This is a genomic window from Pedococcus sp. KACC 23699 (assembly GCF_045348425.1).
Lineage (GTDB): Bacteria > Actinomycetota > Actinomycetes > Actinomycetales > Dermatophilaceae > Pedococcus.
The window spans coordinates 86,127-111,739 of record NZ_CP157483.1 but is presented as its reverse complement, the minus strand read 5'-3'; the positions used below and the strand labels follow the sequence as shown (position 1 = coordinate 111,739).

Annotated in this window: 27 protein-coding genes and 1 tRNA gene; 14 read left to right on the top strand and 14 right to left on the bottom strand. The window is 70.8% G+C overall.

The genetic code is table 11. The annotated features are described in order from the left end of the window. Window positions 1-84 precede the first annotated feature (84 nt). Both ABEG17_RS00530 and ABEG17_RS00525 read left to right on the top strand, forming a co-directional pair. Complete coding sequence (locus tag ABEG17_RS00530) at window positions 85-426, top strand: DUF2200 domain-containing protein (RefSeq protein ID WP_406831294.1); 342 nt, start codon at window positions 85-87, stop codon at window positions 424-426. A gap of 61 nt (window positions 427-487) precedes the next feature. Beyond that, window positions 488-1,390 (top strand): NAD-dependent epimerase/dehydratase family protein, encoded by a 903-nt coding sequence (locus ABEG17_RS00525; protein WP_406831293.1) that lies wholly within the window; start codon window positions 488-490, stop codon window positions 1,388-1,390. 33 nt (window positions 1,391-1,423) lie between these two features. Here ABEG17_RS00525 and ABEG17_RS00520 read toward each other — a convergent pair whose 3' ends face one another. Both ABEG17_RS00520 and ABEG17_RS00515 read right to left on the bottom strand, forming a co-directional pair. Continuing rightward, entirely contained in the window at window positions 1,424-2,125 is a 702-nt protein-coding gene (locus tag ABEG17_RS00520; protein ID WP_406831292.1) for a spermidine synthase, read from the bottom strand. Between the two features lie 41 nt (window positions 2,126-2,166). Beyond that, window positions 2,167-3,378, bottom strand: a complete 1,212-nt coding sequence (locus ABEG17_RS00515; protein ID WP_406831291.1) for a serine hydrolase domain-containing protein — start codon at window positions 3,376-3,378, stop codon at window positions 2,167-2,169. Window positions 3,379-3,490: 112 nt separating this feature from the next. Between ABEG17_RS00515 and ABEG17_RS00510 the strand changes: the two genes are divergently transcribed. Continuing rightward, window positions 3,491-3,883 (top strand): VOC family protein, encoded by a 393-nt coding sequence (locus tag ABEG17_RS00510; RefSeq protein ID WP_406831290.1) that lies wholly within the window; start codon window positions 3,491-3,493, stop codon window positions 3,881-3,883. Window positions 3,884-3,906: 23 nt separating this feature from the next. Here the strand turns inward: ABEG17_RS00510 and ABEG17_RS00505 are convergent, their stop codons facing one another. Then, on the bottom strand, window positions 3,907-4,428 hold the full coding sequence (locus ABEG17_RS00505; protein ID WP_406831289.1) for a phage baseplate assembly protein V: 522 nt from the start codon (window positions 4,426-4,428) through the stop codon (window positions 3,907-3,909). Window positions 4,429-4,531: 103 nt separating this feature from the next. On the opposite strand from ABEG17_RS00505, the gene ABEG17_RS00500 reads away from it, so the two are divergent. From ABEG17_RS00500 to ABEG17_RS00480, 5 genes are all read left to right on the top strand, one after another. Continuing rightward, window positions 4,532-5,479 carry an ABC transporter ATP-binding protein gene (locus ABEG17_RS00500; RefSeq protein ID WP_406831288.1) on the top strand — a complete coding sequence of 316 codons (948 nt, stop codon included), beginning with the start codon at window positions 4,532-4,534 and terminating at the stop codon, window positions 5,477-5,479. Then, on the top strand, window positions 5,476-6,267 hold the full coding sequence (locus tag ABEG17_RS00495; protein ID WP_406831287.1) for an ABC transporter permease: 792 nt from the start codon (window positions 5,476-5,478) through the stop codon (window positions 6,265-6,267). Before ABEG17_RS00500 ends, ABEG17_RS00495 begins: the two co-directional genes overlap by 4 nt. A gap of 50 nt (window positions 6,268-6,317) precedes the next feature. Continuing rightward, the gene (locus ABEG17_RS00490) at window positions 6,318-7,559 is read left to right on the top strand and encodes a sensor histidine kinase (protein WP_406831286.1); all 1,242 of its coding nucleotides are present in this window, start codon (window positions 6,318-6,320) and stop codon (window positions 7,557-7,559) included. Next, entirely contained in the window at window positions 7,556-8,161 is a 606-nt protein-coding gene (locus tag ABEG17_RS00485; RefSeq protein ID WP_406831285.1) for a response regulator transcription factor, read from the top strand. Before ABEG17_RS00490 ends, ABEG17_RS00485 begins: the two co-directional genes overlap by 4 nt. A gap of 65 nt (window positions 8,162-8,226) precedes the next feature. Continuing rightward, the gene (locus ABEG17_RS00480; RefSeq protein ID WP_406831284.1) at window positions 8,227-8,739 is read left to right on the top strand and encodes a hypothetical protein; all 513 of its coding nucleotides are present in this window, start codon (window positions 8,227-8,229) and stop codon (window positions 8,737-8,739) included. Window positions 8,740-8,798: 59 nt separating this feature from the next. Here the strand turns inward: ABEG17_RS00480 and ABEG17_RS00475 are convergent, their stop codons facing one another. Continuing rightward, window positions 8,799-9,644: a sulfurtransferase gene (locus ABEG17_RS00475; RefSeq protein WP_406831283.1), complete on the bottom strand. Its 846-nt coding sequence runs from the start codon at window positions 9,642-9,644 to the stop codon at window positions 8,799-8,801. A gap of 38 nt (window positions 9,645-9,682) precedes the next feature. Between ABEG17_RS00475 and dusB the strand changes: the two genes are divergently transcribed. Beyond that, the gene (dusB, locus tag ABEG17_RS00470) at window positions 9,683-10,906 is read left to right on the top strand and encodes a tRNA dihydrouridine synthase DusB (protein WP_406831282.1); all 1,224 of its coding nucleotides are present in this window, start codon (window positions 9,683-9,685) and stop codon (window positions 10,904-10,906) included. A gap of 82 nt (window positions 10,907-10,988) precedes the next feature. Here dusB and ABEG17_RS00465 read toward each other — a convergent pair whose 3' ends face one another. Further along, the gene (locus ABEG17_RS00465; protein WP_406831281.1) at window positions 10,989-11,549 is read right to left on the bottom strand and encodes a type 1 glutamine amidotransferase domain-containing protein; all 561 of its coding nucleotides are present in this window, start codon (window positions 11,547-11,549) and stop codon (window positions 10,989-10,991) included. Between the two features lie 166 nt (window positions 11,550-11,715). On the opposite strand from ABEG17_RS00465, the gene ABEG17_RS00460 reads away from it, so the two are divergent. Together ABEG17_RS00460 and ABEG17_RS00455 are read left to right on the top strand one after the other, a co-directional pair. Beyond that, window positions 11,716-12,396 carry a YdeI/OmpD-associated family protein gene (locus tag ABEG17_RS00460; protein ID WP_406831280.1) on the top strand — a complete coding sequence of 227 codons (681 nt, stop codon included), beginning with the start codon at window positions 11,716-11,718 and terminating at the stop codon, window positions 12,394-12,396. Window positions 12,397-12,406: 10 nt separating this feature from the next. Continuing rightward, window positions 12,407-13,645: a deoxyguanosinetriphosphate triphosphohydrolase gene (locus ABEG17_RS00455; RefSeq protein WP_406831279.1), complete on the top strand. Its 1,239-nt coding sequence runs from the start codon at window positions 12,407-12,409 to the stop codon at window positions 13,643-13,645. A gap of 3 nt (window positions 13,646-13,648) precedes the next feature. Here the strand turns inward: ABEG17_RS00455 and ABEG17_RS00450 are convergent, their stop codons facing one another. The 4 genes from ABEG17_RS00450 to ABEG17_RS00435 are packed head-to-tail and all read right to left on the bottom strand — an operon-like array spanning window position 13,649 to window position 18,408. Beyond that, window positions 13,649-14,686 (bottom strand): ABC transporter ATP-binding protein, encoded by a 1,038-nt coding sequence (locus tag ABEG17_RS00450; RefSeq protein WP_406831278.1) that lies wholly within the window; start codon window positions 14,684-14,686, stop codon window positions 13,649-13,651. Then, window positions 14,683-16,263: an ABC transporter permease gene (locus ABEG17_RS00445; protein WP_406831277.1), complete on the bottom strand. Its 1,581-nt coding sequence runs from the start codon at window positions 16,261-16,263 to the stop codon at window positions 14,683-14,685. The genes ABEG17_RS00450 and ABEG17_RS00445 overlap by 4 nt, the downstream gene beginning before the upstream one ends. Then, a complete protein-coding gene (locus tag ABEG17_RS00440; protein ID WP_406833244.1) occupies window positions 16,264-17,304 on the bottom strand; it encodes an iron ABC transporter substrate-binding protein in 1,041 nt (346 codons plus the stop codon). It lies immediately after the preceding gene. 33 nt (window positions 17,305-17,337) lie between these two features. Beyond that, window positions 17,338-18,408: a YbhN family protein gene (locus ABEG17_RS00435; RefSeq protein WP_406831276.1), complete on the bottom strand. Its 1,071-nt coding sequence runs from the start codon at window positions 18,406-18,408 to the stop codon at window positions 17,338-17,340. A 115-nt stretch (window positions 18,409-18,523) separates the two neighbouring features. Here ABEG17_RS00435 and dnaG point away from each other — a divergent pair, with 115 nt between their 5' ends. The 3 genes from dnaG to ABEG17_RS00420 all read left to right on the top strand — a co-directional run bounded on the left by dnaG (window position 18,524) and on the right by ABEG17_RS00420 (window position 21,196). Then, on the top strand, window positions 18,524-20,482 hold the full coding sequence (gene dnaG / locus ABEG17_RS00430) for a DNA primase (protein WP_406831275.1): 1,959 nt from the start codon (window positions 18,524-18,526) through the stop codon (window positions 20,480-20,482). Continuing rightward, on the top strand, window positions 20,482-21,030 hold the full coding sequence (locus tag ABEG17_RS00425; protein ID WP_406831274.1) for a hypothetical protein: 549 nt from the start codon (window positions 20,482-20,484) through the stop codon (window positions 21,028-21,030). The genes dnaG and ABEG17_RS00425 overlap by 1 nt, the downstream gene beginning before the upstream one ends. 93 nt (window positions 21,031-21,123) lie before the next feature. Beyond that, window positions 21,124-21,196, top strand: a tRNA-Asn gene (locus ABEG17_RS00420). 53 nt (window positions 21,197-21,249) lie between these two features. On the opposite strand, the gene ABEG17_RS00415 is transcribed toward ABEG17_RS00420, so the two are convergent. From ABEG17_RS00415 to ABEG17_RS00395, 5 genes are all read right to left on the bottom strand, one after another. Beyond that, complete coding sequence (locus tag ABEG17_RS00415; RefSeq protein WP_406831273.1) at window positions 21,250-22,164, bottom strand: amino acid ABC transporter permease; 915 nt, start codon at window positions 22,162-22,164, stop codon at window positions 21,250-21,252. Beyond that, complete coding sequence (locus tag ABEG17_RS00410) at window positions 22,161-22,832, bottom strand: amino acid ABC transporter permease (RefSeq protein WP_406831272.1); 672 nt, start codon at window positions 22,830-22,832, stop codon at window positions 22,161-22,163. The genes ABEG17_RS00415 and ABEG17_RS00410 overlap by 4 nt, the downstream gene beginning before the upstream one ends. 114 nt (window positions 22,833-22,946) lie before the next feature. Next, window positions 22,947-23,786, bottom strand: coding sequence for a glutamate ABC transporter substrate-binding protein (locus tag ABEG17_RS00405; RefSeq protein ID WP_406831271.1), 840 nt, complete (start codon window positions 23,784-23,786; stop codon window positions 22,947-22,949). 80 nt (window positions 23,787-23,866) lie between these two features. Next, entirely contained in the window at window positions 23,867-24,607 is a 741-nt protein-coding gene (locus tag ABEG17_RS00400) for an amino acid ABC transporter ATP-binding protein (RefSeq protein WP_406831270.1), read from the bottom strand. A 53-nt stretch (window positions 24,608-24,660) separates the two neighbouring features. After that, on the bottom strand, window positions 24,661-25,605 hold the full coding sequence (locus tag ABEG17_RS00395) for a glycosyltransferase (protein ID WP_406831269.1): 945 nt from the start codon (window positions 25,603-25,605) through the stop codon (window positions 24,661-24,663). Window positions 25,606-25,613: the final 8 nt, after the last annotated feature.

The window sequence follows — 25,613 nt, the reverse complement described above, 5'->3', positions numbered from 1 at the left end:
AGCGTCGACCCGGTGCGATCGGGGCACCAGGGGCGGAGGTCACGTTCTGTGGAGGCGCGCCACGTCAGCGGTACCGTCGCCGGTATGAGCAGGATCTTCACGGTGAGCGTCGCCTCGGTGTACCCGCACTACGTCGCCAAGGTCGAGCGCAAGGGCCGTACCCAGGCCGAGCTGGACCAGGTGGTCGAGTGGCTGACCGGGTACGACGAGCCGGCTCTGCGCGCCCACCTGGAGGCGGGCACGACCTTCGAGGACTTCTTCGCCCAGGCACGGCTCAACCCGAAGGCGTCGCTGATCACCGGGACCGTCTGTGGAGTGCGGGTCCAGGACGTCGAGGACCCGTTGATGCAGAAGATCCGATACCTGGACAAGCTGGTCGACGAGCTGGCCAAGGGCAAGGCGATGGACAAGGTGCTCAGGTCCTGACCTGCAGGGCGTGACCGTCATCGCCGAGTCGGGCGGAGCGGCGGGATGGTTGGATCGGGGCATGCGCATCTTCTTCACCGGGGGCAGCGGCAAGGCCGGCAGGCACGTCGCGCCATACCTCGCCGAGCAGGGGCACCACGTCACCAACGCGGACCTCGCCCCCTTGGGCCACCCCCAGGTGGCCGACCTCCGGGTAGACCTCACCGATGCCGGTGAGACCTACTCGGCCATGGCCGGGCTGGCCACCTTCGAGGAGCTGGACCTGCCCGAGAAGCCCAGCTACGACGCGGTCGTGCACTTCGCCGCGGTGCCGCGGATCCTGCTCACGTCCGATGCCAGGACCTACGCGACGAACGTGCTCAGCACCTACAACGTGCTGGAGGCCGCCACCCGGCTGGGGGTGCGCAAGGTCGTGTTCGCCTCGTCGGAGACGACCTACGGGATCTGCTTCGCCCAGGGCGAGCGGCGCCCGCTCTACGTGCCTGTCGACGAGGACCACCCGACGGTTCCCGAGGACGCCTACGCGATGTCGAAGGTGGCGGGGGAGGTGACGGCCCGGTCGTTCCAGGCGCGCACCGGTGCCGACGTCTACGGCCTGCGGATCAACAACGTCATCGAGCCGCACGAGTACGCCGAGATGTTCCCGGACTTCCTCGCCGACCCGGCGCTGCGTCGGCGCAACATTTTCGCCTACATCGACACCCGCGACCTCGGCCAGATGGTGCAGCGGTGCCTGGAGGTCGACGGGCTGGGGTACGAGGTGTTCAACGTCGCCAACGCGGACCTGTCCGTCGCCGCGACCACGCAGGAGGTCCGCGACCGCTTCTACGAGGGGGTGGAGCTGCGTCGTCAGATGGGGCGGGACGAGACGTTCTACTCCATCGACAAGGCGCGTGGGCTGCTCGGCTACGACCCGCAGCACTCGTGGCGTGACGTCCTGCCGGACCCAGGGGCCGCGGGCTGACGAAGGCAGATCGGCCGCAGCCCCGGAGCCGGCCTACCTGTTGGCCGGCCGGGTCGCCAGGTACACGGTGTTGGCCGACTCCCCACCCGTGAGCGGGTTGGGGAAGGTGACCACGTGCGCATCGGCGCTCGCGAAGGCTCCGCCCATCCGCCGCACCACCTCGGGGTCGGGCGGCTCGTCGGACCACAGCGCGAACACGCCGTCGCCGGTCAGCATCGCGGCGACCCTGGCGAAGCCCTCGACCGTGTAGAGGTCGCCGTGGTCGTCGCGCAGCAGCCAGTCGGGGGCGTGGTCGATGTCCACCAGCACCGCGTCGTAGGTGCGGTCGGCGCGGCCTGCCCGGACCAGGTCGAAGAAGTCGTCTCGCACCAGGCGCACCCGCGGATCAGCGGCCAGGCCCACGGTGTCGGGAAGCAGGTCGCGCTCGTGCCACGAGATGACCGCCGGGAGGGCCTCCACCACCGTGAGCTCGGTGACACGGCCGTCCTCCAGGGCCGCCAGCGCCGTGTAGCCCAGCCCGAGCCCGCCCACCAGGACGGTCAGCGAGGTTCCGGCCACGGCCGACAGGCCGATCCGGGCCAGCTCCCGCTCACCGGTGGTGAACTGGCTGGACATGAGGAAGTCGTCGCCGAGCTTGACCTCGTGCACGTCGCGCTCGGTGACGCGGTCCCAGCGTCGGCGGAGGCTGATCTCACCCCACGGGGTGTCCCCGAAGTCCAGCTCCTCGATCTTCACCCGCCGAGACTAGTGCCCGCGCGACGGAACGGGTCAGGCCGTCACCCACCGACAGCGGGCACGATGGCGTCGGCGATCATGCCTCGCACGTGCTCCCAGCGCAGGTTGGGCTCGATGGCTTCGGTGGCCACCACGACCACCAAGCGCAGATCGGGCACGACTTCGACCACCTGCCCCCCGAACCCGAAGGCGGCAAACGCGTGGTGCCCCCTCTCCTGGGTGACCCACCACTGGTAGCCGTAGCTCTCCGCGAGTGCGGCGCGATCGCCCCGGGTGCCCACCTGGGCGGTTGTGGACGCCTTCACCCACTGCGCGGGGACGACCTGTCGGCCGTTCCACCGCCCGCCGTCGAGGTAGAGCTGGCCCAGCTTGGCCATGTCGCGTGGCGACATCTTCAACGCGGCGAAGCCGAGCTGGATGCCGCGCGGGTCCTTCGGCCACGCGAAGTCCGCTTTGTCGTATGCGGCGATCGCTCCCTTGTCCTCGGTACGTGGCTCCACCGCATGGCGGCTGTCGATCCCAAGGGGTCCGAAGAGGCGCGACCTGGCGTAGTCCAACGCGGACATGCCTGTGGCCCGGGTGAGGATGGCGGAGAGCAGGTGCGACCCGGCACTCGAGTACGCGAACGACCGACCCGGAGGCGCGACGGTGCCGGTACGCAGGATGTTGCCCACCCAGTCCGCCCCTGACATCGAGGCTGGTGCATTGCCGTTGGCCTGGTCCGGGGGCAGCCCGGCGGTCATGGTGAGCAGCTGGCGCAGGGTGATGGCGCGGACCGTGGAGTTCATCTCAGCTGCGTGCTGGGGCAGCAACGTCGCGAGCGTGTCGTCGAGGGAGTGCAGCCGTCCCTCGGACAGGGCGATGCCGACGAGCGTGGCGATGACGCTCTTGGTGACCGAGTGCACGTCATGAGCCCGGGCCGGGGTGCTCGACCGGTAGAGCTGCACGAGCGCCCTGTGGTCGACGGTGACGAGGACGGCCCGGACGTTCGAGATCGCCGGAGAGTAGATGTTCGTCAGGTAGGTCCTGGTGGCCGAGGTGATCTTGTCGGGGTCTGGCGTGACGGGCCGGCCGGGGAATGAGCTCGCGGGGCGCGTCGGGGCTCTGTCGCTCGGCGTTGGCGTCGCGGTCCCTGAGCAGCCGCCGACCAGCAGCAGCGCCGCCAGCGCGGCCGTCCCGCCAGACATGAGCCAGCCCGGCCGTGCGCGGCCGGGAGCGACGTGGGACGTGGGTGGCCGTGCGCGCGAGCTCATGAGACGCCTCCGGGGACCACCCCAGTCTCCCGCTCGTCGGGACGGCAGGGAAGGCTGGTCGTGTGGAATGATCGCGCGGACGATGACCGGCCACGAGGGAGACTCGACTGCCATGCAGATGAAGCTGGAACTGATCCCACTCCCGGTGTCGGACGTGGACCGGTCGATCGCCTTCTACGCCGACAAGCTCGGCTTCACCAAGGACCATGACGTGCAGCCCGCCGAGGGCATCCGGGTCGTCCAGCTGACGCCGGAGGGCTCGGGCTGCTCCATCGGGTTCGGGACCGGTCTGGACGTGTACAAGGGGGAGCCCGGCTCCATCAGGGGCGTGCACCTGGTGGTGGAGGACATCGCCGAGGTGCGTGCCGAGCTGCTCCGCCGCGGGGTGGAGGTCGGCGAGATCCGGGACTTCGGCGGTGGCGTCAAGGGTGCCGACTTCGCCGATCCTGACGGCAACTCGTTCGAGCTGCAGGAGATGGCCTGGCGCAAGGGCGCGACCTACTAGCTGGTTGACGTGAGCCGGTGGTGTCAGCCGGTGGTGCGCCGACCGAGCCAGACCGGTCTTGACGGGTCATCCGCCTCGAAGGCGATCCACACACCGTCGCCGACAGCGGGAACCTCCTGGGTGGCGGTGCTGGGCAGACACGCTGCAGCCCATAGTGATTCGTCTCCACTGACGTCGGGAACCCGAACGAGCAGTCGCTGCTGTTCGAGCGGGTCCGCGTTGTCGAGCACGGTCCCACGGTGGACGCCGGCGGTCGCGCCGGACGGCTCTTCGGCGACATCGGCGTCGATGACCACGCGGCCTTGTTGCAGGAGCACGGACGAGTACGCGCTGCCGTTGCGGTACCGCACGCCGAGCGAGCTGTCGGCCGGCGGGCGCTGACCGTGCTCACCGTCGCCGAACTCGACGACGCTCGCGCCGTCATCGCTGCGGGCGAGGACGTAGTGGGCATCCTCGGGTCCGGAGTCGGAGAGGTCCGCCACCCGGCGCCACAGGTGTCCGTCGACCTCGACCTCGACCTCCGTGCGGCTCCGGTATCTGCTCATGGGCGCCATCTTCCTCCCGTACCCCCGGTTCCTGACAGACGTCATGGCGAGGTCGTGACGAGCATCGCGGGTGCGCGCCGCGTCCCACCGGCACGGTAGGGGCATGTCATCGACGCAGGCCGAACGACTGCCCAGCGAGCGGGCCGTCAACCCTGTCCCGGCGATCCGGCTCACCGGGCTCACCAAGAGCTTCGGCAGCGTGCGCGCCGTCCGGGGCATCGACCTCGTCGTGGCACCGGGAGAGGTCGTCGCTGTCCTCGGACCCAACGGTGCGGGCAAGACGACCACCATCGACCTGCTCCTCGGCCTGGGCCGACCCGACTCCGGTGAGGTCCGGGTGCACGGCCTCGACCCGACCACCGCCGTCCGGCAGGGGCTGGTCAGCGCGGTCATGCAGTCCGGGGGACTGCTGCGCGACCTCACCGTCAAGGAGACGCTCCAGCTGACCGCCAGCCTGTTCGCCGGGACCCGTCCGGTCGACGAGGTGCTGGCCAGGGCCGGAATCAGCGACATCGGCGACCGCCGCGTGGGCAAGTGCTCGGGCGGCCAGCAGCAGCGGCTCCGGTTCGCCATGGCCCTGCTGCCCGACCCTGAGCTGCTGGTCCTCGACGAGCCCACCACCGGCATGGATGTCACCGGCCGTCGAGACTTCTGGAACGCGATCCACGAGGACGCCGCTCGAGGGCGCACCGTGGTGTTCGCGACGCACTACCTCGAGGAGGCCGACGCCTACGCCGACCGCATCGTGCTGGTCAGCCATGGCCGGGTCGTCGCCGACGGCACCGCGGCCGAGGTCAAGGCCCTGGTCTCCGGACGCACGATCCGGGCAACTCTGATCGATGCGGATCTCGCTGTGCTGCAACGGATCAAGGATCTGCCGGGCGTCGAGACGGCCGAGCTCCGGGGCGACACCCTGCTCGTTACCTCGACCGACAGCGACGCCGTCGCGCGCCACCTGCTCACCGACACCACGGCTCGCGACCTGGAGATCACGACGCGTGGCCTCGAGGACGCCTTCATCACCCTGACCTCCGAGGAGGACCAGCCATGACCGCGACCACCGATGACGTCCGCACCCAGCGCAGCGTCCCGCCCCTGGGCGGCTTCAACGGCACCCTGCTGCGGCTCGAGGTCCGCAGGCTGCTGCGCAACCGGCGGACGCTGGTCTTCTCCGTCGTCATGCCGGTCGCCTTCTTCCTCCTCTTCGGCACCGGCAAGTCGTACTCCGACGAGAACGCCGGCCACGGGAACGTCGCCGCCTTCATCATGATCAGCATGGCCCTCTACGGGGCGATGCTGTCGACGACCAGCGCCGGGGCGATGGTGTCCGTGGAGCGCAGCCAGGGATGGAGCAGGCAGCTGCGCCTCACCCCGCTCACGTCCACGGCATACATCGTCGTGAAGGTGGTCGTCGCGATGCTCCTCGGCGCGGTCTCCGTCACCGTCACCTACCTGGCCGGCGGCCTCGCCGGTGCCCACATGGATGGTCCGCTCTGGGTGGAGACCGCGCTGGCCGTGTGGGTCGGCTCCCTGGTCTTCGCAGCGTTCGGCGTCTTCATGGGCTACCTCCTGCCCAGCGAGAACGTCATGCAGGTGCTAGGTCCCGTGCTGGCCCTGTTCGCCTTCCTGGGCGGCCTGTTCGTGCCGCTCGACCAGCTCGGGAGCGTCTTCCAGCAGGTGGCCAAGGTGACGCCGATGTACGGGCTCAACCAGATCGTGCACGCCCCGCTCACCGGTGACGCCCCCGGTTGGGCCGCTGTCCTCAACCTCGCGGTGTGGCTCGTGGTGTTCGTGGGAGGGGCGGTATGGCGCTTCGGCCGGGACACCTCGCGGGTCTGAGAGCCGCGTTGGCCGCCGCGTCGGCGGTGGACTCTGAGAGGGTGGCTCCCGTGACTGCATCCGGGACCAGGGAGGGCTTCGTGGAGCCGCGCCCGCGCGTGTTCTCCGGCGAGCCCGACCAGGGATGGACAGGCCGGTTGATGGGGCTGGCGTTCGCGGGGATCTGGCTGGTCTTCCTCTCCGACGCGTTCTCGATGGCCTGGCAGCACCGACGGGAGCTGCGCGGTGACACCGCCCTGGTCGTGCTCGTCCTGTTCGTCATCGTGTACGTCGCGCACTTCTCCCACCTCCGTGAGGCGGTGTGGGGGCAGTCCACCCCGGCGGTCCACCGGTGGTTCCTCACCCGCACCGGGGTTGCCGGGTGGATCGGGCTCGCGGTCCTGGCGGCAGCGTCCACCGTCGCCGTCGGCCAGGAGGGAGCCAGCACCTGGGTCTTCCTCGCGGTGTCCGGGCTGTGGACGTTCCGGCTGCGCATCGGGCTGGCCCTCGGAGTCGCCCTCGTCGTGCTCTACGAGTTCCTCACGTTCCACGTCGACAGCTGGAGGCACGACGCGAGCATCACGATGTCCATGGTCCTGGCGATGGCGGCCGTGACCGGGGGCATGATCGCCTCGCAGCGCCAGCGGGCGCTGTCGGAGGCGAGACAGGAGAACGCCCGCCTGGCCATCCAGGAGGAACGCAACCGGATGGCCCGCGACGTCCACGACATCCTGGGCCACAGCCTCACCGTGATCACGGTCAAGGCCGAGCTGGCGGCCCGCCTGCTGGAGGTCAACCCCGAGCGCGCGCGGGCGGAGGTGGCCGACCTCGAACGGCTCGCCCGGGACGCCTTGGCCGACGTGCGCCAGGCCGTCGCCGGGTTCCGGGAGATGTCGCTGCCGGCCGAGCTCGCCAGGGCCCGGTCGTCCTTGGCGGCGGCAGGGATCGAGGCCGACCTGCCGACCGCGGCCGACGCGGTGCCCACCCACCTGCGCGAGCTCTGCGCCTGGACGCTGCGCGAGGGTGTCACCAACGTCATCCGGCACAGCGGGGCCACCACGTGCCGGGTCACGCTGGACGACCACGGGATCACCGTGACGGACAACGGGGCGACACGGGCGAACGGCTCCCGGGACGTCACGACCCACCCCGCAGCCGGCACCGGTCTCATCGGCCTGAGGGAGCGGGCGGAGGCGGCAGGCGCCCGGCTGCGTACCACGGCACTGGATCCGCAGGGTTTCGAGCTGTCGGTGCGGGCTGCGACCCGCCCGGTGTCCGGCAGCGCGGGGACGAGCGAGAGGGTGGACGCATGATCACGCTGTTGCTCGCCGACGACCAGGCCCTGGTGCGTGGAGCCCTCGCGACCCTGCTCGGCCTCGAGGCCGACATGGAGGTCGTGGCCGAGGTCGGAAGGGGCGACGAGGTGGTGGCGGCCGCTCGCCGGACCTCGCCGGATGTGGCCCTGATCGACGTGGAGATGCCCGGCCTCGACGGGATCGCCGCCACCGCAGCCCTGCACGAGGCCCTTCCCGGAGTGCGGGTGCTGATCGTCACGACCTTCGGGCGCCCGGGCTTCCTGCGCAGGGCGCTGCAGGCGGGTGCGAGCGGGTTCGTCGTCAAGGACACCCCCGCGCGCCAGCTGGCGGAAGCCGTCCGACGGGTGCACGCCGGGCTCCGCGTGGTCGACCCGGCGCTCGCGGCCGACTCCCTCTCGGGAGGCGACTCACCGCTGACGGCCCGCGAGACCGAGGTGCTCATCGCCGCCCGCGACGGCGGCTCGGTGGCCGACATCGCCCGGCACGTCAGCCTGTCCGAGGGGACCGTGCGGAACCACCTCTCCTCCGCGATCGGGAAGACCATGGCTCGCAACCGCGCCGACGCAGTACGCATCGCCGACGAGTTCGGCTGGCTCTGACGGGCCGGTGCCACCCGCCCCATATGTCTCTGGTGGCCCCCGGGGCTGCTGCCTAGGCTGAGGGCATGGCACCGGGACGAGCGGTGTGGAGTCGCGGCAAGCACCACGCCGTCGAGATCGCCGACGAGGACGTCGTTGTGCGCCAGTACCGGTACCTCCTCACGACCGTCACGCTGGATGCCCTGGAGCAGATCCACGAGGAGGTCGTGAGCGGCCTGTCCGAGACCGACCGGGAGCAGCTGCTGCGCGGGCTGTCCGAGGCGTTCGCGACCGGCAGGCACACCGACGTGGGGGAGACCAGGAAGATCGCGCACCTGATCGCCGCCGGCAGCCACAGGCACGCGCGGGCGTGGCTGGACAGCCTCGACCCAGAGTTCGCCCGGCGCCTCGCCCAGGGAGCGCTCGACACCGAGGCCTCGTTCGGCCGCCTCAACGGGTATGCGTACTGGGACGGGGTGTCACCGGAGCCTGTCGAGAGTCCCGGGCCCAACGACGGCTTCGACCCCAGCGCGAAACGGTACCGAGCCGACGCCAACCCAGGGTTCAGCAAGGACAACCCATTCAGTGGCGGAAGCTAGCGAAGGTGCCCCGACCCGATCCCGGCGACCCCCGGGCGCCACCTCGGTCGCGGTTCAGGTCAGCTCGTCGCGACCGGGCGGGTCGGTTCGCTGACCCAGTCGCTCCACGACCCGACGTAGAGCACGGCGTCGATGCCCGCCTCGTGGAGCGCGAGCAGCTCGTGCGCTGCGGTGACGCCCGAGCCGCAGTAGACACCGACCTTCGGGCTGTCGGCGCGGATCCCCAACGAGGCGAAGCGGAACCGCAGCTCCTCGACCGAGCGGAAGAGGCCGTCTGGGCCGGTGTTGTCCGTGGTGGGGAGGTTGACCGCGCCGGGGATGTGACCGGCGACCGGGTCGATCGGCTCGGTCGCACCGGAGAACCGCTCCGCGGCCCGGGCGTCGAGCAGGGTTCCCTCGCGGGCGACGCCGAGGGCGCCCTCCGCATCGAGCACCGGGAGGGATCCGGGTCGCGCACTGAAGCTGCCGGCGAGCGTCTCCGGGACGGCGTCCGTCAGCTCACCGCCGGCGGCGGCCCACGTCAGCAACCCGCCGTCGAGGACCCGGATGTCGCCGACCCCGGCCCAGCGCAGCACCCACCACGCCCGAGCTGCGGCGAACCCCGGCCCCTGGTCGTAGACCACGACCCGGCTGTCATCCTCGACGCCCGCACGGCGCAGCGCCGCCTCGACCGCGGTCGCCTGCGGCAGCGGGTGGCGTCCACCACGACCTCCCGGTCCTGGTGCACCGGCGAGCTCGGTGTCGAGGTCGACGTGCGTTGCGCCGGGAAGGTGCGCCGCGGCATACCGCTCACGCCCGGCCGGCCCCAAGGCTCCGGTGAGGATCCACTGGACGTCCACGAGCACGGGTGGGGAGGGTTGCGCGAGCTCGGCTCGCAGTTCGGCGGCGCTGACGAGGGCACTCATTCGGCCAGTCAAGCAGCAGATGGGACACTAGGGGCGCCATGACCGCCACCACCGCCCCCCAGCCCAGCCCCACCGCGACCCCGGTGCTGCCGCCCCTGCAGATCGGCCGCCACACGATCGAGTCGCCCGTCGTCCTCGCGCCGATGGCCGGCATCACCAACCGGGCCTTCCGCCGTCTGTGCCGCGAGTACGGCCGGGACGGGCTCGAGCAGGGTGGCGCCAGCGGGGCGACCTCGCTGTACGTCAGCGAGATGATCACCTCGCGCGCGCTCGTCGAGCGGACCCCGGAGAGCATGCGGCTCATCGAGCACGACCCCGACGAGTCCCCGCGGTCGATCCAGCTCTACGGCGTGGACCCAGCCACGGTCGGTGCGGCCGTGCGGATGCTCGTCACCGAGGACCGTGCCGACCACATCGACCTCAACTTCGGCTGCCCCGTCCCGAAGGTCACCCGCAAGGGCGGCGGCGCTGCCCTGCCGTGGAAGCGGGACCTGTTCACGGCCATCGTCACCACCGCGGTCCGGGAGGCGAGCCCGTATGACGTGCCCGTCACCGTGAAGATGCGCAAGGGCATCGACGACGACCACCTGACCTTCCTCGAGGCGGGCCTCACCGCGGAGCGCGCCGGAGTGGCAGCCGTCGCGCTCCACGGCCGCACGGCGTCGCAGGCCTACTCCGGTCAGGCCGACTGGAGCGCCATCGCCAGGCTCAAGGAGACGGTGAAGACGATCCCCGTCCTCGGCAACGGCGACATCTGGTCGGCCGAGGACGCCATCCGCATGACGACGGAGACCGGTTGCGACGGGGTCGTCGTGGGGCGCGGCTGCCTGGGCCGTCCGTGGTTGTTCAGCGACCTGGCCGCAGCGTTCGCCGGGACGACCGCGCGGGCCGAGCCCACCCTCGGTGAGGTGACCGCCACCATGCGTCGCCACACCGAGTACCTCGTGGACTTCTACGGCGACGAGTACAAGGCCTGCCGCGACATCCGCAAGCACATCGCCTGGTACCTCAAGGGGTTCCCGGCCGGGTCGACCGTGCGGCACTCCCTCGCGCTGGTCGACTCGCTCGAGGCGCTGGACACGCTGATCGCGACCATGGAGGCCGACGCGCCATGGCCGGGCGAGGCCGCCGAGGGACAGCGTGGGCGAGCCGGGTCGCCGCGGCACGTGGCGCTGCCCGAGGGATGGCTCGACTCGCGCGAGCTCAACGACGCTGCCCGCGCGGTCGTCGCCGAGGCCGAGCTCTCCGTCTCCGGAGGCTGACTCCATACGGGTCGAGGTGAACACACCGACGAATCGTCGGCATGTTCACCTCGAACGCGGGCTGGGGGACGGGCTGGGAGGCTCAGGCCTCCTGGGCTGCCGCCCCGTGCGCAATCGACTCCAGCAGCTGGCTGTTGAACGCGGGCAGGTCGTCGGGGTTGCGGCTGGTGATGAGGTTGCCGTCGACGACGACCTCCTTGTCGACCCAGGTGGCCCCGGCGTTGCGCAGGTCGGTCTGCAGGCTCGGCCACGAGGTGACGGTGCGACCCTTGACGACGTCGGCCTCGATCAGGGTCCACGGCGCGTGGCAGATGGCGGCGACGGGCTTGCCCGAGGCGACGAACGCGCGCACGAAGCCGACAGCGTCCTCGTCGGTGCGCAGCGCGTCGGGGTTGCCCACTCCGCCGGGCAGGACGAGGGCGTCGTAGTCCTCCACCGAGGCGGACTTCACGGTCTTGTCGACGGGACGGGTCTCCGCCTTGTCGAGGTGGTCGAAGGTCTGCACCTCACCGGACTCGGGCGACAGCAGGACCGGGGTGGCCCCGGCGTCGGTCACGGCCTGCCAGGGGTCGGTCAGCTCGACGCGCTCGATGCCCTCGGCGGCGACGAGGAAGGCGATGGTCTTTCCACTCAGATGGCTCATGGTTCCAGCCTGCGTCGCGGTCAGGGCGCTCGCAATTCGCACAGCTGCACGCAGGCTGTGGCGAAGGCCACCGTTTGGGACGGCCGCCGTGGGGAACGGGCCGCCGCGAGGGCCCGGCGGCCGCCGGGGACGGGCCCCCGTCAGAACCGCGTGGCAGGCTTTCCCCATGATCGGGACGCCGGGCGGGACCCCGGAGCGGCCGGCGAGGTTCTTCTCCGGGCCGCAGGAGTTCGGGGCGTGGCTCGCTGCCCACCACGACAGTGAGACCGAGCTCTGGATGGGCCTCTACAAGAAGCACGTGCCCGAGCGGGGCCTGACCTGGGAGGCGGCCGTCGTCGAGGCGCTCTGCTGGGGGTGGATCGACTCGGTCGCGCAGCGCATCGACGAGGACGCCGTGCGCCAGCGGTGGACCCCACGCAAGGCCCAGAGCACCTGGAGCAGCGTCAACATCGCCACCGTGGAGCGCCTCCTGGCCGAGGGGCGGATGCAGCCGCCGGGCCTGGCCGCCTACGAGCGACGCAGGCCCGAGCGCTCGGGCATCTATGCCTACGAGACGCGTGAGCGTGAGCTCCCGGAGGCGTATGCCGCGCAGCTCGCGGGTGATCCCCGCGCCGCCGCCTTCTGGGAGGTCGCCACCGCGTCGTACCGCAAGATCGCGGTCAACTGGGTGCTCACCGCCAAGCAGGAGGTGACCCGGGACAAGCGGATGGCGCAGCTGGTGGACGACAGCGCCCGGGGCCGGCTCATCCCCTCGCAGCGGTACGGTGACGTCCCCCGATGGGTCGAGCGCGCTGCCGCGGCAGCCGATGCTGCAGGGCCACGAGCCCCGGGGGACGGCGACGCCTAGAGTTCCCCGCGTGGGGTACACCGAGGTCGACCGTGAGCGCTGGGTCCGTGAGGACCCGGTCCTCAAGCGTGCCGACCGCGACGACTTCGCCCGGGACCGTGCCCGCCTGGTGCACTCCGCGTCGTTGCGACGGTTGTCCGCCAAGACCCAGGTCGTCCAACCCGGTGACGACGACTTCGTCCGCAACCGGTTGACGCACTCCCTCGAGGTGGCCCAGATCGGCCGCGAGTTCGGGGCCGCGCTCGGGTGCAGCGCGGACGTGGTCGACACCGCCTGCCTGGCCCACGACCTCGGTCACCCGCCTTTCGGCCACAACGGCGAGCAGGCGCTCGATGCGGTGGCCGCCGACATCGGTGGTTTCGAGGGCAACGCCCAGACCCTGCGGCTGCTCTCCCGCCTGGAGCCCAAGCGGATCCACCCCGACGGCCGCCCAGCCGGGCTCAACCTGACCCGGGCCACCCTCGATGCCGCCACCAAGTACCCGTGGGCCCGTGGCGCCGCACCGGTCGCCGTGGGGCCGACCGGCAAGTTCGGGGTCTACCAGGACGACCTGCCCGTGTTCGAGTGGTTCCGCGACGGCCGGCCGTCCGGTGAGCGTTGCGTCGAAGCCGATGTCATGGACTGGTCCGACGACGTCGCCTACTCCGTCCACGACGTCGAGGACGCGATCGCCTCTGGCCGCCTGGACGTGCGGCGCCTGCGGGACGGGGCCGACGTCGACAGCGTGTTGGCGGTGGCCACCGGCCTCTACGCCGCAGACCTCGGCACCGATGCCCTCGGGGCCGCGCTGGAACGCGTGCTGGCCAGCGGAGCCGTGCCGGCGGCATACAACGGGACGCGCAGCGACCGGGCTGCCTTGAAGGACATGACCTCTCGGCTGATCGGCCGGTTCGTCCTCGCTGTGGAAGTGGCCACACGCGAGCGTCACGGGACCGGGCCACTGACCCGGTACTCAGCAGACCTGGTGGTCCCGGACGACACCCGGGCGGAGTGCGCGGTCCTCAAGGCCGTGGCCGCCCACTTCGTTATGCACGCCCAGGAACGGGTCACGGTGATGGCTGGTCAGCGGCAGGTGGTGCGCTCGCTCGTCGAGGCGTACCAGGCGGATCCGCCGGGGCGGCTCGACCCGGACCTGCTGGCCGACTGGAAGGCCGCCGAGGACGACGCCGCTGCCCTGCGGGTCATCGTCGACCAGGTCGCCTCGCTCACCGACGTCCGGGCGCTGGCCCTGCACCAGCGTTGGTGCTGAGGCTCAGGCGGGGCTGAAGGCGCGGGCCTCGCCGACCACGCTGAGACCCACGATCGAGCCGGTGGCCGGGACGTCCGTGCCGTGGATGCGCGCGGTGACGACGGTGTGGTCGGCCTGCAACCGCAGGGCCACGAGTGCGTCGTGGCCGAAGTACGTCGTGGACAGCACCTCGGCGCAGGGTCGGCCCTCGGCCACGGTGCCGAGCTGGATCTGCTCGGGCCGCAGCAGCACGTCGACCGTGCCAGGAGGTGCGGGCTGGTGGACGGGGATGGTGCCGAGCGACGTTGCGACCGAAGTACCTTCGGCCCGGCCGCGCAGGAACACCGCGTCGCCGAGGAAGGCGGCCGCATGGCGGTCGGCGGGGGTGGCGTAGACCTCGGTCGGTGCACCGACCTGGGCGAACCGGCCCTCGTGCATGATCGCGACCTCGTCGGCGAACGACAACGCCTCGGACTGGTCGTGCGTCACCAGGACGACGGTGACCCCCTCGTGCGCGAGGGCGTCGGCGACGGCCTGGCGGGTGGAGGCGCGCAGGCCGGCGTCGAGGGAGGAGAACGGCTCGTCGAGGAGCACCACCGCCGGTCGGCGGGCCAGCGCCCGCGCGAGGGCGACGCGCTGCTGCTGGCCACCGCTCAGCTGGTCGGGACGTCGGCCGGCGAGGTCGGGGGACAGGCCCACGAGCTCGAGCAGCTCGGCGACGCGGTGACCGGACCGGCGAGCCGCACGCGGCAGCCCGTACGAGACGTTGTGCCCGACCGAGAGGTGCGGAAAAAGGTTGCCCTCCTGCGGGACGTAGCCGATGCCCCGGCGCTCGGGGGCGACCCAGGTGTCGGGTCCGACGACGGTCTGCTCACCGAGCTGCACCGTCCCGGCGTCAGGGGTCTGGAACCCCGCCACGACGCGCAGCAGCGTGGTCTTGCCGCACCCGGAGGGGCCGAGGATCGCGGTCGTCGTCCCGGAGGGCACGACGAGGTCGATCCCGTGCAGCACCGGTCGCGGTCCGTAGGAGGCGTCGACACCACTGACGCGCAGGGTGGTCACAGGGCAGGCTCCTCGTCGGGACGTCGCAGCAACAGGTAGGTCAGGGGAGCGGACACGAGCACCATGGCGGCGGCATACGGTGCCGCACCCGCGTAGTCGATGCTCTCACTCGCGCTCCAGAAGGCGGTGGCCAGTGTCTGCGTCCCGGTCGGGGCGAGCAGCAGCGTGGCGGTCAGCTCGGTCGAGACGGCGATGAACACCATGGCGAACCCGGCCAGGGTGCCGGGCAGGGTCAGCGGCAGCAGCACCCGCACGAACGCGCGGAAAGGACTGTCCCCCAACGCGCGGGCGGCGTCGGTGAGCTCCTCGGGGGCCTGCGCCATGGCAGCGCGGATGCTCACCATCGCACGGGGGATGAACAAGATCGCGTATGCCGCGATGAGGACGATGCTGGTCTGGTAGATCGCGTTGGCGTAGTGGACCGAGACGGTGACCAGCGCCAGGGCGATGACCACTCCGGGCAGTGACGACGCGACATACGTTGCACGCTCGAGGAGGACCGAGAGCCAGCTGCGGCGCCGGGCGATGAGCCAGGCGATGGGGAAGGCGGCCACGACGGTGATCACGCCGGCGCCGAGGCCGAGGCCGAGGGTGCTGCCGAGGGTCCGGAGCAGCTCGGGCACGTCGGGCGTGGCGTTGCCGGCGACGAACCAGTAGACGAGGCTGCCGAGCGGGACCCCGAGCGACAACACCGTCAGCAGCGTCAGCGCCAGCAGGGCCGGGGCGGTCCAGCGACCGAGTCGGGCGGGCAGCGCACGGCGGGCCGCACCCCGGCCGAACCGTGAGTGCCGCATCGTCCCGCGCAGCAGCAGCTCGACCGTGAGCAGGCCCAGGCACAGGGCGATGAGCACGAGTGCGAGCACGCTCCCGGCGCTGTTGCTGAACGCCACCTGGAACTGCTCGAGGATCGCGGTGGTGAAGGTGGGGAAGCGCAGCATCGCCAGCACACCGAACTCCGAGAGCAGGTGCAGCGACACGAGCAGCATCCCGCCGAGCAGTGCCGGTCGGAGCTGGGGGAGCACGGCCCGGAAGAAGGTCGGCCACGGCCCGAGCCCGAGGGACCGGGAGGAGTCCTCCATGCTCTGGTCGAGGCCGCGCAGGACGGCGGCGACGGGCAGGAAGACGAAGGGGAAGTAGGACAGCGTGGTCACCAGCACCGCGCCGTTCAGGCCCTCGAGTGCCGGGCGCACCGTGGTCCAGGCGTAGCTGTTGACGAACGCCGGGACCGCGAGCGGTGCGACGAGCAGCACCCGCCAGTACTTCGCCCCGGGCAACGAGGTCCGCTCGACCAGCCACGCCGCGGCGATCCCCAGGACCGTCGTGAGGGACACCGTGAGGACCACGAGCGAGGCGGTGTTGCGCAGCAGCTCCCCGACCCGCGGGCGCCACAGCAGGTCCCATGCCGCGCCCACGCCGGTGCCGAACGCCGTGAACGCGACGACGACCAGCGGGAGCACGCACAGCGCCGCCACGGCGAGGCTCGCCGCGACGACCGCCTTGGGTGCGGAGGGAGACCCCCCGCGCCGTGAGGAGCGCGCTCTACGGGGGGTGACCGGGGTCGGGACCTGCGTCGACACCTAGAGGATGCCCGCTGCGGTCATCAGCTCGATGACCTTGGGACCGTCGAGCGTGTAGGGGTCGACCTTGGGTGCCTCCAGGCTGTCCAGGGGCTCGAGGGCGGGGTCGGACGCGACACCCTTGCCGACCGCATACTCCTTGGCGTCGCTGGTGGCGAGGATCTTCTGGCCCGCGGCGCTGGTGACGAACGCGAGGAACTTCTGGGCGTTCGCGGCGTGCTTGCTCGACTTCAGCACCGCACCGCCGGAGACGCTGACGAACGCGCCCGGGTCCTGGTGGCGGAAGTACAGCAGCTTGGTGTTGGCGCTCCCGGCCTTGGTCAGCGCCTGGTCGCGGTACCAGTAGTAGTGGTACATGATCCCGACGGGCACCTGCCCGGCGTTCACGGCCTTCATCACCGCGATGTTGTTCTGGTAGACCTTGCCGCCGTCCTTGAGGCCCTTGAGCCAGGCGGCCGTCTTGGCCTCACCCTGGGTCGCGAGGATCGCGCTGACGATGGCCTGGAAGTCGGCGCCGCCGGCGGCCGCGCCCCACTTGCCCGCCCACCTGGGGTCCTGCAGGTCCATGATCGACTTCGGCAGCTCGGCCGAGGTGATCTTGGACGGGTTGTAGACCAGCACCGTCGAGCGCGCCGCGATGCCGACCCACTGCTTGGTGGACGGGGCGTATGCGTCACGCACCTGGGCGATCGTGCTCGCGTCGACCGGCGCGAGCAGCTTGGCGTTCTGGACCGTCGTCATCGCGGGCGAGTTCTCGGTGAGGAAGACGTCGGCCGGCGACCTGGCTCCCTCCTGCACGATCTGCGCGCCCATGGAGGAGTCGCTGCCGTAGCGGATCTGCACCTTGATGCCGGTGGTCTCCTGGAACTTCGTGGCCCACGCCTGGGTGAGGTTCTCGTGCTGCGCGCTGTAGATCGTCAGCTTGTCGGGGTCGAGGTTCTTGCCGGCCTCGAGGGTGCCGCCGCCGCAGGCAGTGAGCGCCAGCGTGGTGGCGCTCGCCGCGAGGGCGACCAGGACGGTCCGTCGGCGGATCACGGTCAGGAGCTCCTAGCGAGGTGGGGGAGAAGGCAAGGCTTACCTTACTGCTCGCCCCGGCACGTCTGAAATCGCGGTGGCGAGATCCCGCTCACGTGCCTTCTTGCTGACCAGCTGCCGCAGCGACCACGGGAGCAGCAGCATCCCTCCGACCGGCACCTCCATCCCGATGACGAAGAACCGGTAGAGCAGCACGCCCGCCGCAGCCGTGGCCGGGTCGGTCCCCATGCGCGCGAGATAGGTCGTCATGCCGATCTCGACGAACCCTGTGGCACCCGGCGTGATGACGGCCAGGGACAGGACGCGCTCGACGGCGAAGGCGGCGAAGACCACGGCCGGGGTGGGGGAGGTCCCGACCACTTCGAGGCACAGCCACAGCAAGCCAGCCTGCGCCAACGCATACAGGACCTTGCCCACCGTGAGGCGCACCCAGGCGGTGGCGACGAGACCGGCGAGGTCACGACGGACCTGCACCGCCTGGTGCTCCCTGTCCCTCGGCGGCCGCCGGAGCGCGGCGGCGAGGTGGTCGACACCCGCGCCGATCCGACGGGCCCCGGTGTCGGTGCGGAGCAGCCCCACCGTGAGCCCGACCGCACCCAGCGCGGTGCCGGCGGAGACGAGGGTGGCCCCGAGGAGCACCTCGTCGTCACCCAGCCCCAGGTAGCCCAGCCACGCCAGCGCGAACCCCGGCACCAGCAGGCGGGTGAGCACGTCCCAGATGTTCGTGACCATGGCCCACCGGACGAAGGCGGCCGTCGAGAAACCCCACCGACGACAGGACCACCAGTTGACGGCCGTGCCAGCCGCTCCCCCCAGGGGCACGAGGTTGGACACGCTGCTGCCCGTGATGTTGAGGAAGAAGGCCCGCAGGTGGCTGAGTCCCGGCAGCGCTGCCGCGAGCGCGATCGTCTGGAGGGCGAGGCCGCCCAGCCACACGAGCGCCAGCAGGGCGAACTCGTACGGGCGCACCCCCGACAGCACGTTGCCGATCTGGGTCCAGCTGGCCCCGGCCGTCTGGGGGAGGGCGAAGGCGATGAGGGCGACGGCGAGGACCACGGCGGCGCATGCCTCGAGGGCGCGACGCACCACGCGGCCTCGTTCGGCTGGCATGCAGCCAGTCTCGCTGCGGGAGCAGTGACCCGGCCCGGGGACAAGGTCCCCCTGTGGGGGACCCCCACGGGGGGAGGAGCCACCACCTAGACTCGGCGGCGAACAGGAGGGCCAGTTGCCGGGTCGGATCAAGGCCGAGGACGTCGCGCTCGTCAAGGAGCGCTCGTCCATCGAGGACGTCGTGCGCGAGCACGTCACGCTGCGCCCGGCGGGTCCGGGCTCGATGAAGGGGCTGTGCCCGTTCCACGACGAGAAGACCCCGTCGTTCAACATCCGCTCCACCGTGGGCGCCTGGCACTGCTTCGGGTGCGGCGAGGGTGGCGACGTCATCTCGTTCGTCCAGAAGGTCGAGCACCTCACCTTCAGCGAGGCCGTCGAGCGGCTGGCGCAGAAGCTCGGTATGGAGCTCACCTACGAGGAGGGTGGCCGCCCCGGCACCGGGGAGTCGCTCGGGCGGCGCTCGCGGCTGGTGGAGGCGCACCGGGTGGCGCAGGAGTTCTACCACCACGCCCTGCTCAACTCGCCCGAGGCGCGGATCGGTCGTGACTTTCTGCGCGAGCGCGGGTTCGACAGCGAGGCGGCGAAGCGGTTCGGCGTCGGGTTCGCCCCGCGAGGCGGCGAGGAGCTGTCGCGCCACCTGCGCGCCAAAGGGTTCACCGACGAGGAGCTGACCCTCGGCGGGCTCTCCGGTCGGGGCAGTCGCGGGCTCTACGACCGGTTCCGCGGCCGCCTGGTCTGGCCCATCCGCGACATCACCGGCGACACCGTCGGCTTCGGTGCCCGCCGCCTCTACGAGGACGACCGGATCGCCGCCAAGTACCTCAACACCTCCGAGACACCCATCTACACAAAGGGGCGGGTCCTCTACGGCCTCGACGCCGCGAAGAAGTCGATCGCGGGGGAGCGCAAGGCGGTCATCGTCGAGGGCTACACCGATGTGATGGCCTGCCACCTCGCCGGCATCGAGGGTGCCGTGGCGACGTGTGGCACGTCGTTCGGCGTCGACCACATCAAGATGCTGCGCCGGATCATGCGCGACGAGGCCGACCTCGCGCCGGCCAAGGTCGTCTTCACCTTCGACGGTGACGCCGCCGGACAGAAGGCCGCGATGCGCGCGTTCGGTGAGGACCAGCGCTGGGCGTCGCAGTCGTTCGTGGCGGTGGCAGACGGCGGCATGGACCCCTGTGAGCTGCGGATCGCCAAGGGCGACGACGCGGTGCGCCACCTCATCGACGACGCCGTGCCGATGTTCGAGTTCGCGGTGCGCACCACCATCGCCCGGTTCGACCTGTCGACCGCCGAGGGGCGGGTGCAGGGCATGCGGGCCGCGGCGCCGATCGTCAACAGCATCCGTGACAGCTCGATGCGCCCGGAGTACATCCGGACCGTCGCGGGGTGGATCGGCGTCGAGGTGGAGCAGGTGCAGGCCGAGGTCGGCCGGGCGCAGCGGTTGGCGGCCCGTGACGCGAAGGCCGAGGCCGACGCCCCGGCCGGGCAGGGCGGCCGGACCCAGCAACGTCCGGACGCCGACATCGTCCCCGAGCCGTCGATCGAGGAGGTCCGGTCCTCGCTCCCGGCACCGGACCTGCGCGATCCCGTCGTCTTCGCCGAGCGCCAGCTGCTCCAGACGCTCCTGCAGTACCCCGACAGCTTCGACACCTCCGACATCGACGCCATCGTCCCCGACGCGTTCACGGCCCCGGCCCACCGCGCGATCTTCGACGGGGTGCGCGGCGTTGGCGGCCCGCAGCGCGGCGCGTCGACCCAGGCCTGGGCCGACGCGGTGGCGGAGGCGGCGCCACTGTCGGTCCGGTCTCTGGTGTCCGAGCTCTCGGTCGCCCCGCTGCCCACCCGGTTCGACAAGGCGACGGGGCTGCCCGAGCGCCGCTACATCGACTCGCTTCTCGTGCGGGTCCAGGAGGTTGCCTTGACGAGGAAGATCGGCGACGCCATGTCGGCGATGCGGCGGATGGCCGCCGACCCGCACAACGACCCCGCGACCGCTCGAGCGCTCAGTGGCGAGCTGCAGGACCTGCAGCGCGAGCTGGCGCAGCTGCGCGACCGGGCCAGCTGATGGCGATCTCGCTGCGGCGCGCGCCCCGGCTCCCGTCGGAGGTCCGCGACGCCATCGACCTCGGCTCCGGTGAGCGCGTCCTGTCCTGGGCGCCCGTGCTCCTCGGCGCCGGGCCAGGTGTCGAGGGACACCCCACCGGAGCGACCCTGGTGGCCACCAACCACGCCCTGTATGCCGTGGACGCGGCCGGAGAGCGCACCCTCGCCCGCGGCTGGCACGAGGTGGACTCCGGGTCCTGGTCGGCCGAGCTCACGCAGCTCACCGTCACCTGGGTCGACGGCGCCAGGCCGAGCCAGTGGGTGCTGGGCGACACGACCCTGCTGCCCGAGACCCTGCGCGAACGGGTGCAGGCCAGCGTGGTCCTGACGCAGAAGATCGAGCTCGGACCGCGCCGCACCGCGCGCGCCGTGATCCGCCAGGACCTTGGCGGCGGGGGTCTCGTGGAGCAGGTCGTCCTCGGTCGAGGCGCCCGTGCCGACGATCCGGAGGTGGCCGCCACGGCCGAGTCCGCGCTGGCCTACCTGCGCGAGCAGGTCGGCCTCTCCTGAGCCCGGATCGCCGACGGCCTCCCGTTTTCAGATCGGCGTGCATCCTTTGCTATGGTTGCGCAGCGCCAACGGCGGGTCACCGCCGAAGCACTTTCCCCTGTAGCTCAATTGGCAGAGCAGCCGACTGTTAATCGGCAGGTTGTTGGTTCGAGTCCAACCGGGGGAGCGCATCACGAAGGCCCCGGACCACCTGGTCCGGGGCCTTCGTCATGAAGCGGCTCAGCGCTGGGTGGCGTCGGTGTTGATGACGCCCTCGCCGCCCAGGGTCGAGGCCTCGGGCACCGCACCCGTGACCGGACCCGCGGTCGCCACGACAGCGCGTCCACGGCGGGAGAGCCGGCGCTGGACGCGCGACGCCAGCAGCGTCAGGAGGTAGTTGATGATGATGAACAGCACCGCTGCCACGAGGTAGGCCGGCAGCGTGTTGGCGAACGCCGACCCGAGGGTCTTGGACCAGTTGAGCAGCTCGAGGTAGGTGATGGTGTAGCCGAGCGCGGAGTCCTTGAGGATGACGACGAACTGCCCGATCAGCGCCGGCAGCATGGCGGTCAGGGCCTGCGGCAGCTGGATCGAGCGGAGGGTCTGGGACGGCGTCAGCCCGACGGACAGGCCGGCCTCCGACTGGCCCTTCGGCAGCGAGTAGACGCCCGAACGCACGAGCTCGGCGATGACGGACCCGTTGTAGAGGGTCAGGCCCGTCACGACACCGGCCAGGGGCGCCGTCTCGGGCGGGAAGACGCCGCTGCGCGAGTAGAGGCCGTAGCTGGCGATCATCATGATCAGCACCGGCACGGCGCGGAAGAACTCGACGACGACGCTGCTGACCCATCGGACCGGGGCGATCTGGGACAACCGGCCGATGCCGAGGAGCAGGCCGAAGGCTCCGGCGAGGACGATGGAGATGAGGGCGGCCTTGAAGGTGCCCACAAGCCCCGGGATGAGGTAGTCCCGCCACACCGAACGGTCGGTGACGAACGGCTTCCACATGTCGGCGTGGAGCTGGCTGGCGTCCTGCATCTTGCGCACGGACACGTAGACGAGGCCGATGACGACGAGCACACCGACGACCGACAGGATCGCGTGCCGCCGACGCGCGCGCGGCCCCGGCGCGTCGAACAGCACGTTGGCACTCATCGCTTCACCGCCAGGCGTCGCGACAGGCTCGTGAAGAACAGCCCGAGGGGGAGGGTGAGGATGACGAAGCCGATGGCGAAGATGAGGAAGACGCCGATGGTCCCGGTCTCGTTCTCGATGATCTTCTGCATCAGGCCGCCGGCCTCCGCCGAGACGATCACCGCCGTGACGGTGGTGTTCTTGATGAGGGCGATGAAGTTGGACCCGAGCGGGGCCACCGCACCACGGAAGGCCTGCGGGAGGATGACCTCGCGCATGCTCTGCGAGAAGGTGAGCCCCACCGAGCGCGCCGCCTCCGCCTGACCGGCCGGCACGGTGTTCACGCCGGACCGCAGCGCTTCGCAGACGAACGCTGCGTGGTAGACCGACAGCATCACGGCGGACCACCGCAAGGCGTTCGAGGTGACGTCGCCCCGGTCCAGGAACAACCCGAGGATGTAGGTCAGTCCCAGGACGCTGAGCACCATGAGCAGGGTGAGCGGCGTGTTGCGGATGACGTTGACGTAGCTCGAACCCAGGAGCCGCAGGACGCGCACCGGGGAGAGCCGCATCACGGCGACGAGGGTGCCCAGGACCAGGGATCCGACCCCGGCGACCAGGGCGAGCTTGATGGTCGTGAGGAACGCTCCGAGGATGTCGCTCCCGTAGGTACTCAGGATGTCACCCATGCAGGGAACCTTCCGTTGCGGTGGGAGGGGCGGACGGTGGTGCCGTGCCACCCCGAGGCTCCGGCATGCCGCCCGCCGGTGGGCGGGCGGCATACCGGAAGGGTGCTCAGTGGATCAGGCGCACGCGTCCTGCTTGGGCGGGTTGGTCGCGGCGTCGACCTTGAACCCGGCCGGGCCGAGGTTGGTGTCGACGGCCTTCTGCCACTCGCCGGAGGAGATCATCTTCGCGATCGCGGTGTTGACCTTCTCGCAGGTGGCCTTGTCGCCCTTCTTGAGGCCGATGCCGTAACGCTCCTCGGAGAAGGGGGCGCCGACGACCTTGAGCTTGCCCTTGTACTGGTCCTGCGCTGCGTAGCCCGCGAGGATGGTGTTGTCGGTGGTCAGGGCGTCGACGCCCTTGGACACCAGGGCGGTGACGCACTCGGAGTAGGTGCCGAACTCCTGCAGCTGCACGCCGGGGACCTTGTCCTTGACGTTCTGCGCCGAGGTCGATCCGGTCACCGAGCACAACTTCTTGCCGGTGAGCGAGTCGGGGCCCTTGATGGCCGTGTCGTCAGCTCGCACGAGCAGGTCCTGACCGGCGATGAAGTACGGGCCGCCGAAGGACACCTGGGCCTTGCGCTTGTCGGTGATCGAGTAGGTCGCGACGACCATGTCGACCTGACCCGTGGAGATCAGGGTCTCGCGCTGGGCCGAGGGGGCCTGGACGAACTGGATGTCGCCGGCCGCGTGGCCGAGCTCCTTGGCGACGTAGGTCGCGACGTCGACGTCGAAACCGGTGTACTTCGAGCCCTCCTTGAGACCGAGGCCGGGCTGGTCGAACTTGATGCCGACCTTGAACGCCTTGCCGCTGCCACCTCCGGTGCCACCGTCCTTGGCGCTGTCGCTGCACGCGGTCAGGCTGAGCGCGAGCACCGATGCGGCGGCGACGGCTCCGATCTGACGAACCTTCATGTTTTCCTCCTGGGTGTGGATCGCCGTGCTGGTTGCACCGCGGTCGAGCAGGTCAGTGGTCGTGGGTCAGTGGTCGTGCGTCAGTGAGTGAGGATCTTGCTGAGGAAGTCCTTGGCGCGTTCCGACTCGGGCGCGGTGAAGAACGCCTCGGGCTCCTGCTCCTCGACGATCGCCCCGTCGGCCATGAACACGACGCGGTTGGCGGCCTTGCGGGCGAAGCCCATCTCGTGGGTGACGACGACCATCGTCATGCCCTCCTTGGCCAGGCTCACCATGACGTCGAGGACCTCGTTGATCATCTCGGGGTCGAGCGCCGAGGTGGGCTCGTCGAAGAGCATGACCTTGGGGTCCATCGCGAGGGACCGGGCGATGGCCACGCGCTGCTGCTGGCCGCCGGACAGCTGGGCGGGGAACTTCTGCGCCTGGTGGGCCACGCCGACGCGCTCGAGGAGCTCCATGGCCCGCTTCTCGGCCTGCGCCTTGGGCGTCTTGCGGGCCTTGACCGGGCCGAGCGTGATGTTGTCGAGGATCGTCTTGTGCGAGAAGAGGTTGAACGACTGGAAGACCATGCCGACGTCGGCGCGCAGCTGCGCGAGTTCCTTGCCCTCCTCGGGCAGGGTCTTGCCGTCGATGGTGATCGAGCCGCTCTCGATGGTCTCGAGGCGGTTGATCGTGCGGCACAGCGTCGACTTGCCCGAGCCGGACGGCCCGATGACGACGACGACCTCGCCCCTGCCGATGGACAGGTTGATGTCGCGCAGCACGTGCAGGTCGCCGAAGTGCTTGTTGACGTCCTTGAGGACGACGAGGGGCTCCGTCATGTCCGGCAACCTACCGGTTTGCCCCCCTCAGGTGAGCACCCGCACCCGTACCGTCATGCAACGGCAACGTGCCGAGAGGTCGAGCGCTCGGGTCCTGCCTCGAAGATCTCGTGCCGTCCGGCGCGGCTCAGCCGATGCCACCGGGTCCACCCCGCCAGGTCGCGTTCCTGCCCTAGGAAGTACCAGGCGTACCGGATCTCGTCCGGCCAGCGCCGCCACCGCAGGCCGGGCTGTGAGGTGAGGTAGCCCAGGTTGCGGAAGGTCCGGTCGCGCCGCAGGGAGTCGTCGGGGACCAGCACCGTCAACCGGCCGCCCCACAGCGGTTTCCAGTCGTGGTGCCCCTGCGGGTGCAGGTATGTCGCGGGCGAGCAGGTGCCGAACCGCAGCTCGCTGCGGCGCAGCCGTCGGTGCATCTCCACCTCGTCACCGCGCACGAACAGGCGCGGGTCCGGGATGCCCACCACGTCCAGCGCTCGGGCGGAGAAGAGCGCGCCGTTGAACAAGTTGGCGACGTTGGGCACCAGGACCTCGGTGCCGAGCTCGGCGCGGCGACGGACCCACTTCAGCCCTCTGCGCAGGGGGAACGCGAGCCGGTCGGGGTCGTCCTGGTCGACGACCAGCGGGGAGACCACGTCGAGCTCGTGGTCCGCGGCGCAGGCGAGCAGCCGACCGAGGGTCCACGGAGATCCCGGGAGCCCGTCGTCATCGGCGAGCCACACCCAGTCGGCGCCGAGCGCGCGTGCGGTCAACACGCCGTACGCGTAGCCGCCGGCACCGCCGAGGTTGGTCTCACTGGTGAGCAGCGTGTGCGGGATCCCTGTCGCAGCAAGCGATTCGGCGGCCCCTGGTTCCTTGCCGTTGTCGACGACGACGATGTGGTCGGGGCGGTGGTGCTGGGCTGCGACGGACTCGAGACAGCGGCGCAGGAGCTCGGCCCGGTCGCACGTCACGATGACGCACACGACGGACGGTGACCGCTCATGAGGTCGTCTGCTCACCCTCACAA

Coding starts and splice junctions, on each gene's coding strand:
- ABEG17_RS00530 (WP_406831294.1), top strand. CDS start 85: ATGAGCAGGATCTTCACGGTGAGCGTCGCCTCGGTGTACCCGCACTAC.
- ABEG17_RS00505 (WP_406831289.1), bottom strand. CDS start 4,428: ATGAGCAGATACCGGAGCCGCACGGAGGTCGAGGTCGAGGTCGACGGA.
- ABEG17_RS00400 (WP_406831270.1), bottom strand. CDS start 24,607: ATGACGGAGCCCCTCGTCGTCCTCAAGGACGTCAACAAGCACTTCGGC.
- ABEG17_RS00460 (WP_406831280.1), top strand. CDS start 11,716: ATGATCGGGACGCCGGGCGGGACCCCGGAGCGGCCGGCGAGGTTCTTC.
- ABEG17_RS00465 (WP_406831281.1), bottom strand. CDS start 11,549: ATGAGCCATCTGAGTGGAAAGACCATCGCCTTCCTCGTCGCCGCCGAG.
- ABEG17_RS00480 (WP_406831284.1), top strand. CDS start 8,227: ATGGCACCGGGACGAGCGGTGTGGAGTCGCGGCAAGCACCACGCCGTC.
- ABEG17_RS00510 (WP_406831290.1), top strand. CDS start 3,491: ATGCAGATGAAGCTGGAACTGATCCCACTCCCGGTGTCGGACGTGGAC.
- ABEG17_RS00495 (WP_406831287.1), top strand. CDS start 5,476: ATGACCGCGACCACCGATGACGTCCGCACCCAGCGCAGCGTCCCGCCC.
- ABEG17_RS00425 (WP_406831274.1), top strand. CDS start 20,482: ATGGCGATCTCGCTGCGGCGCGCGCCCCGGCTCCCGTCGGAGGTCCGC.
- ABEG17_RS00500 (WP_406831288.1), top strand. CDS start 4,532: ATGTCATCGACGCAGGCCGAACGACTGCCCAGCGAGCGGGCCGTCAAC.
- ABEG17_RS00410 (WP_406831272.1), bottom strand. CDS start 22,832: ATGGGTGACATCCTGAGTACCTACGGGAGCGACATCCTCGGAGCGTTC.
- ABEG17_RS00485 (WP_406831285.1), top strand. CDS start 7,556: ATGATCACGCTGTTGCTCGCCGACGACCAGGCCCTGGTGCGTGGAGCC.
- ABEG17_RS00475 (WP_406831283.1), bottom strand. CDS start 9,644: ATGAGTGCCCTCGTCAGCGCCGCCGAACTGCGAGCCGAGCTCGCGCAA.
- ABEG17_RS00415 (WP_406831273.1), bottom strand. CDS start 22,164: ATGAGTGCCAACGTGCTGTTCGACGCGCCGGGGCCGCGCGCGCGTCGG.
- ABEG17_RS00405 (WP_406831271.1), bottom strand. CDS start 23,786: ATGAAGGTTCGTCAGATCGGAGCCGTCGCCGCCGCATCGGTGCTCGCG.
- ABEG17_RS00525 (WP_406831293.1), top strand. CDS start 488: ATGCGCATCTTCTTCACCGGGGGCAGCGGCAAGGCCGGCAGGCACGTC.
- ABEG17_RS00515 (WP_406831291.1), bottom strand. CDS start 3,378: ATGAGCTCGCGCGCACGGCCACCCACGTCCCACGTCGCTCCCGGCCGC.
- ABEG17_RS00435 (WP_406831276.1), bottom strand. CDS start 18,408: ATGCCAGCCGAACGAGGCCGCGTGGTGCGTCGCGCCCTCGAGGCATGC.
- dusB (WP_406831282.1), top strand. CDS start 9,683: ATGACCGCCACCACCGCCCCCCAGCCCAGCCCCACCGCGACCCCGGTG.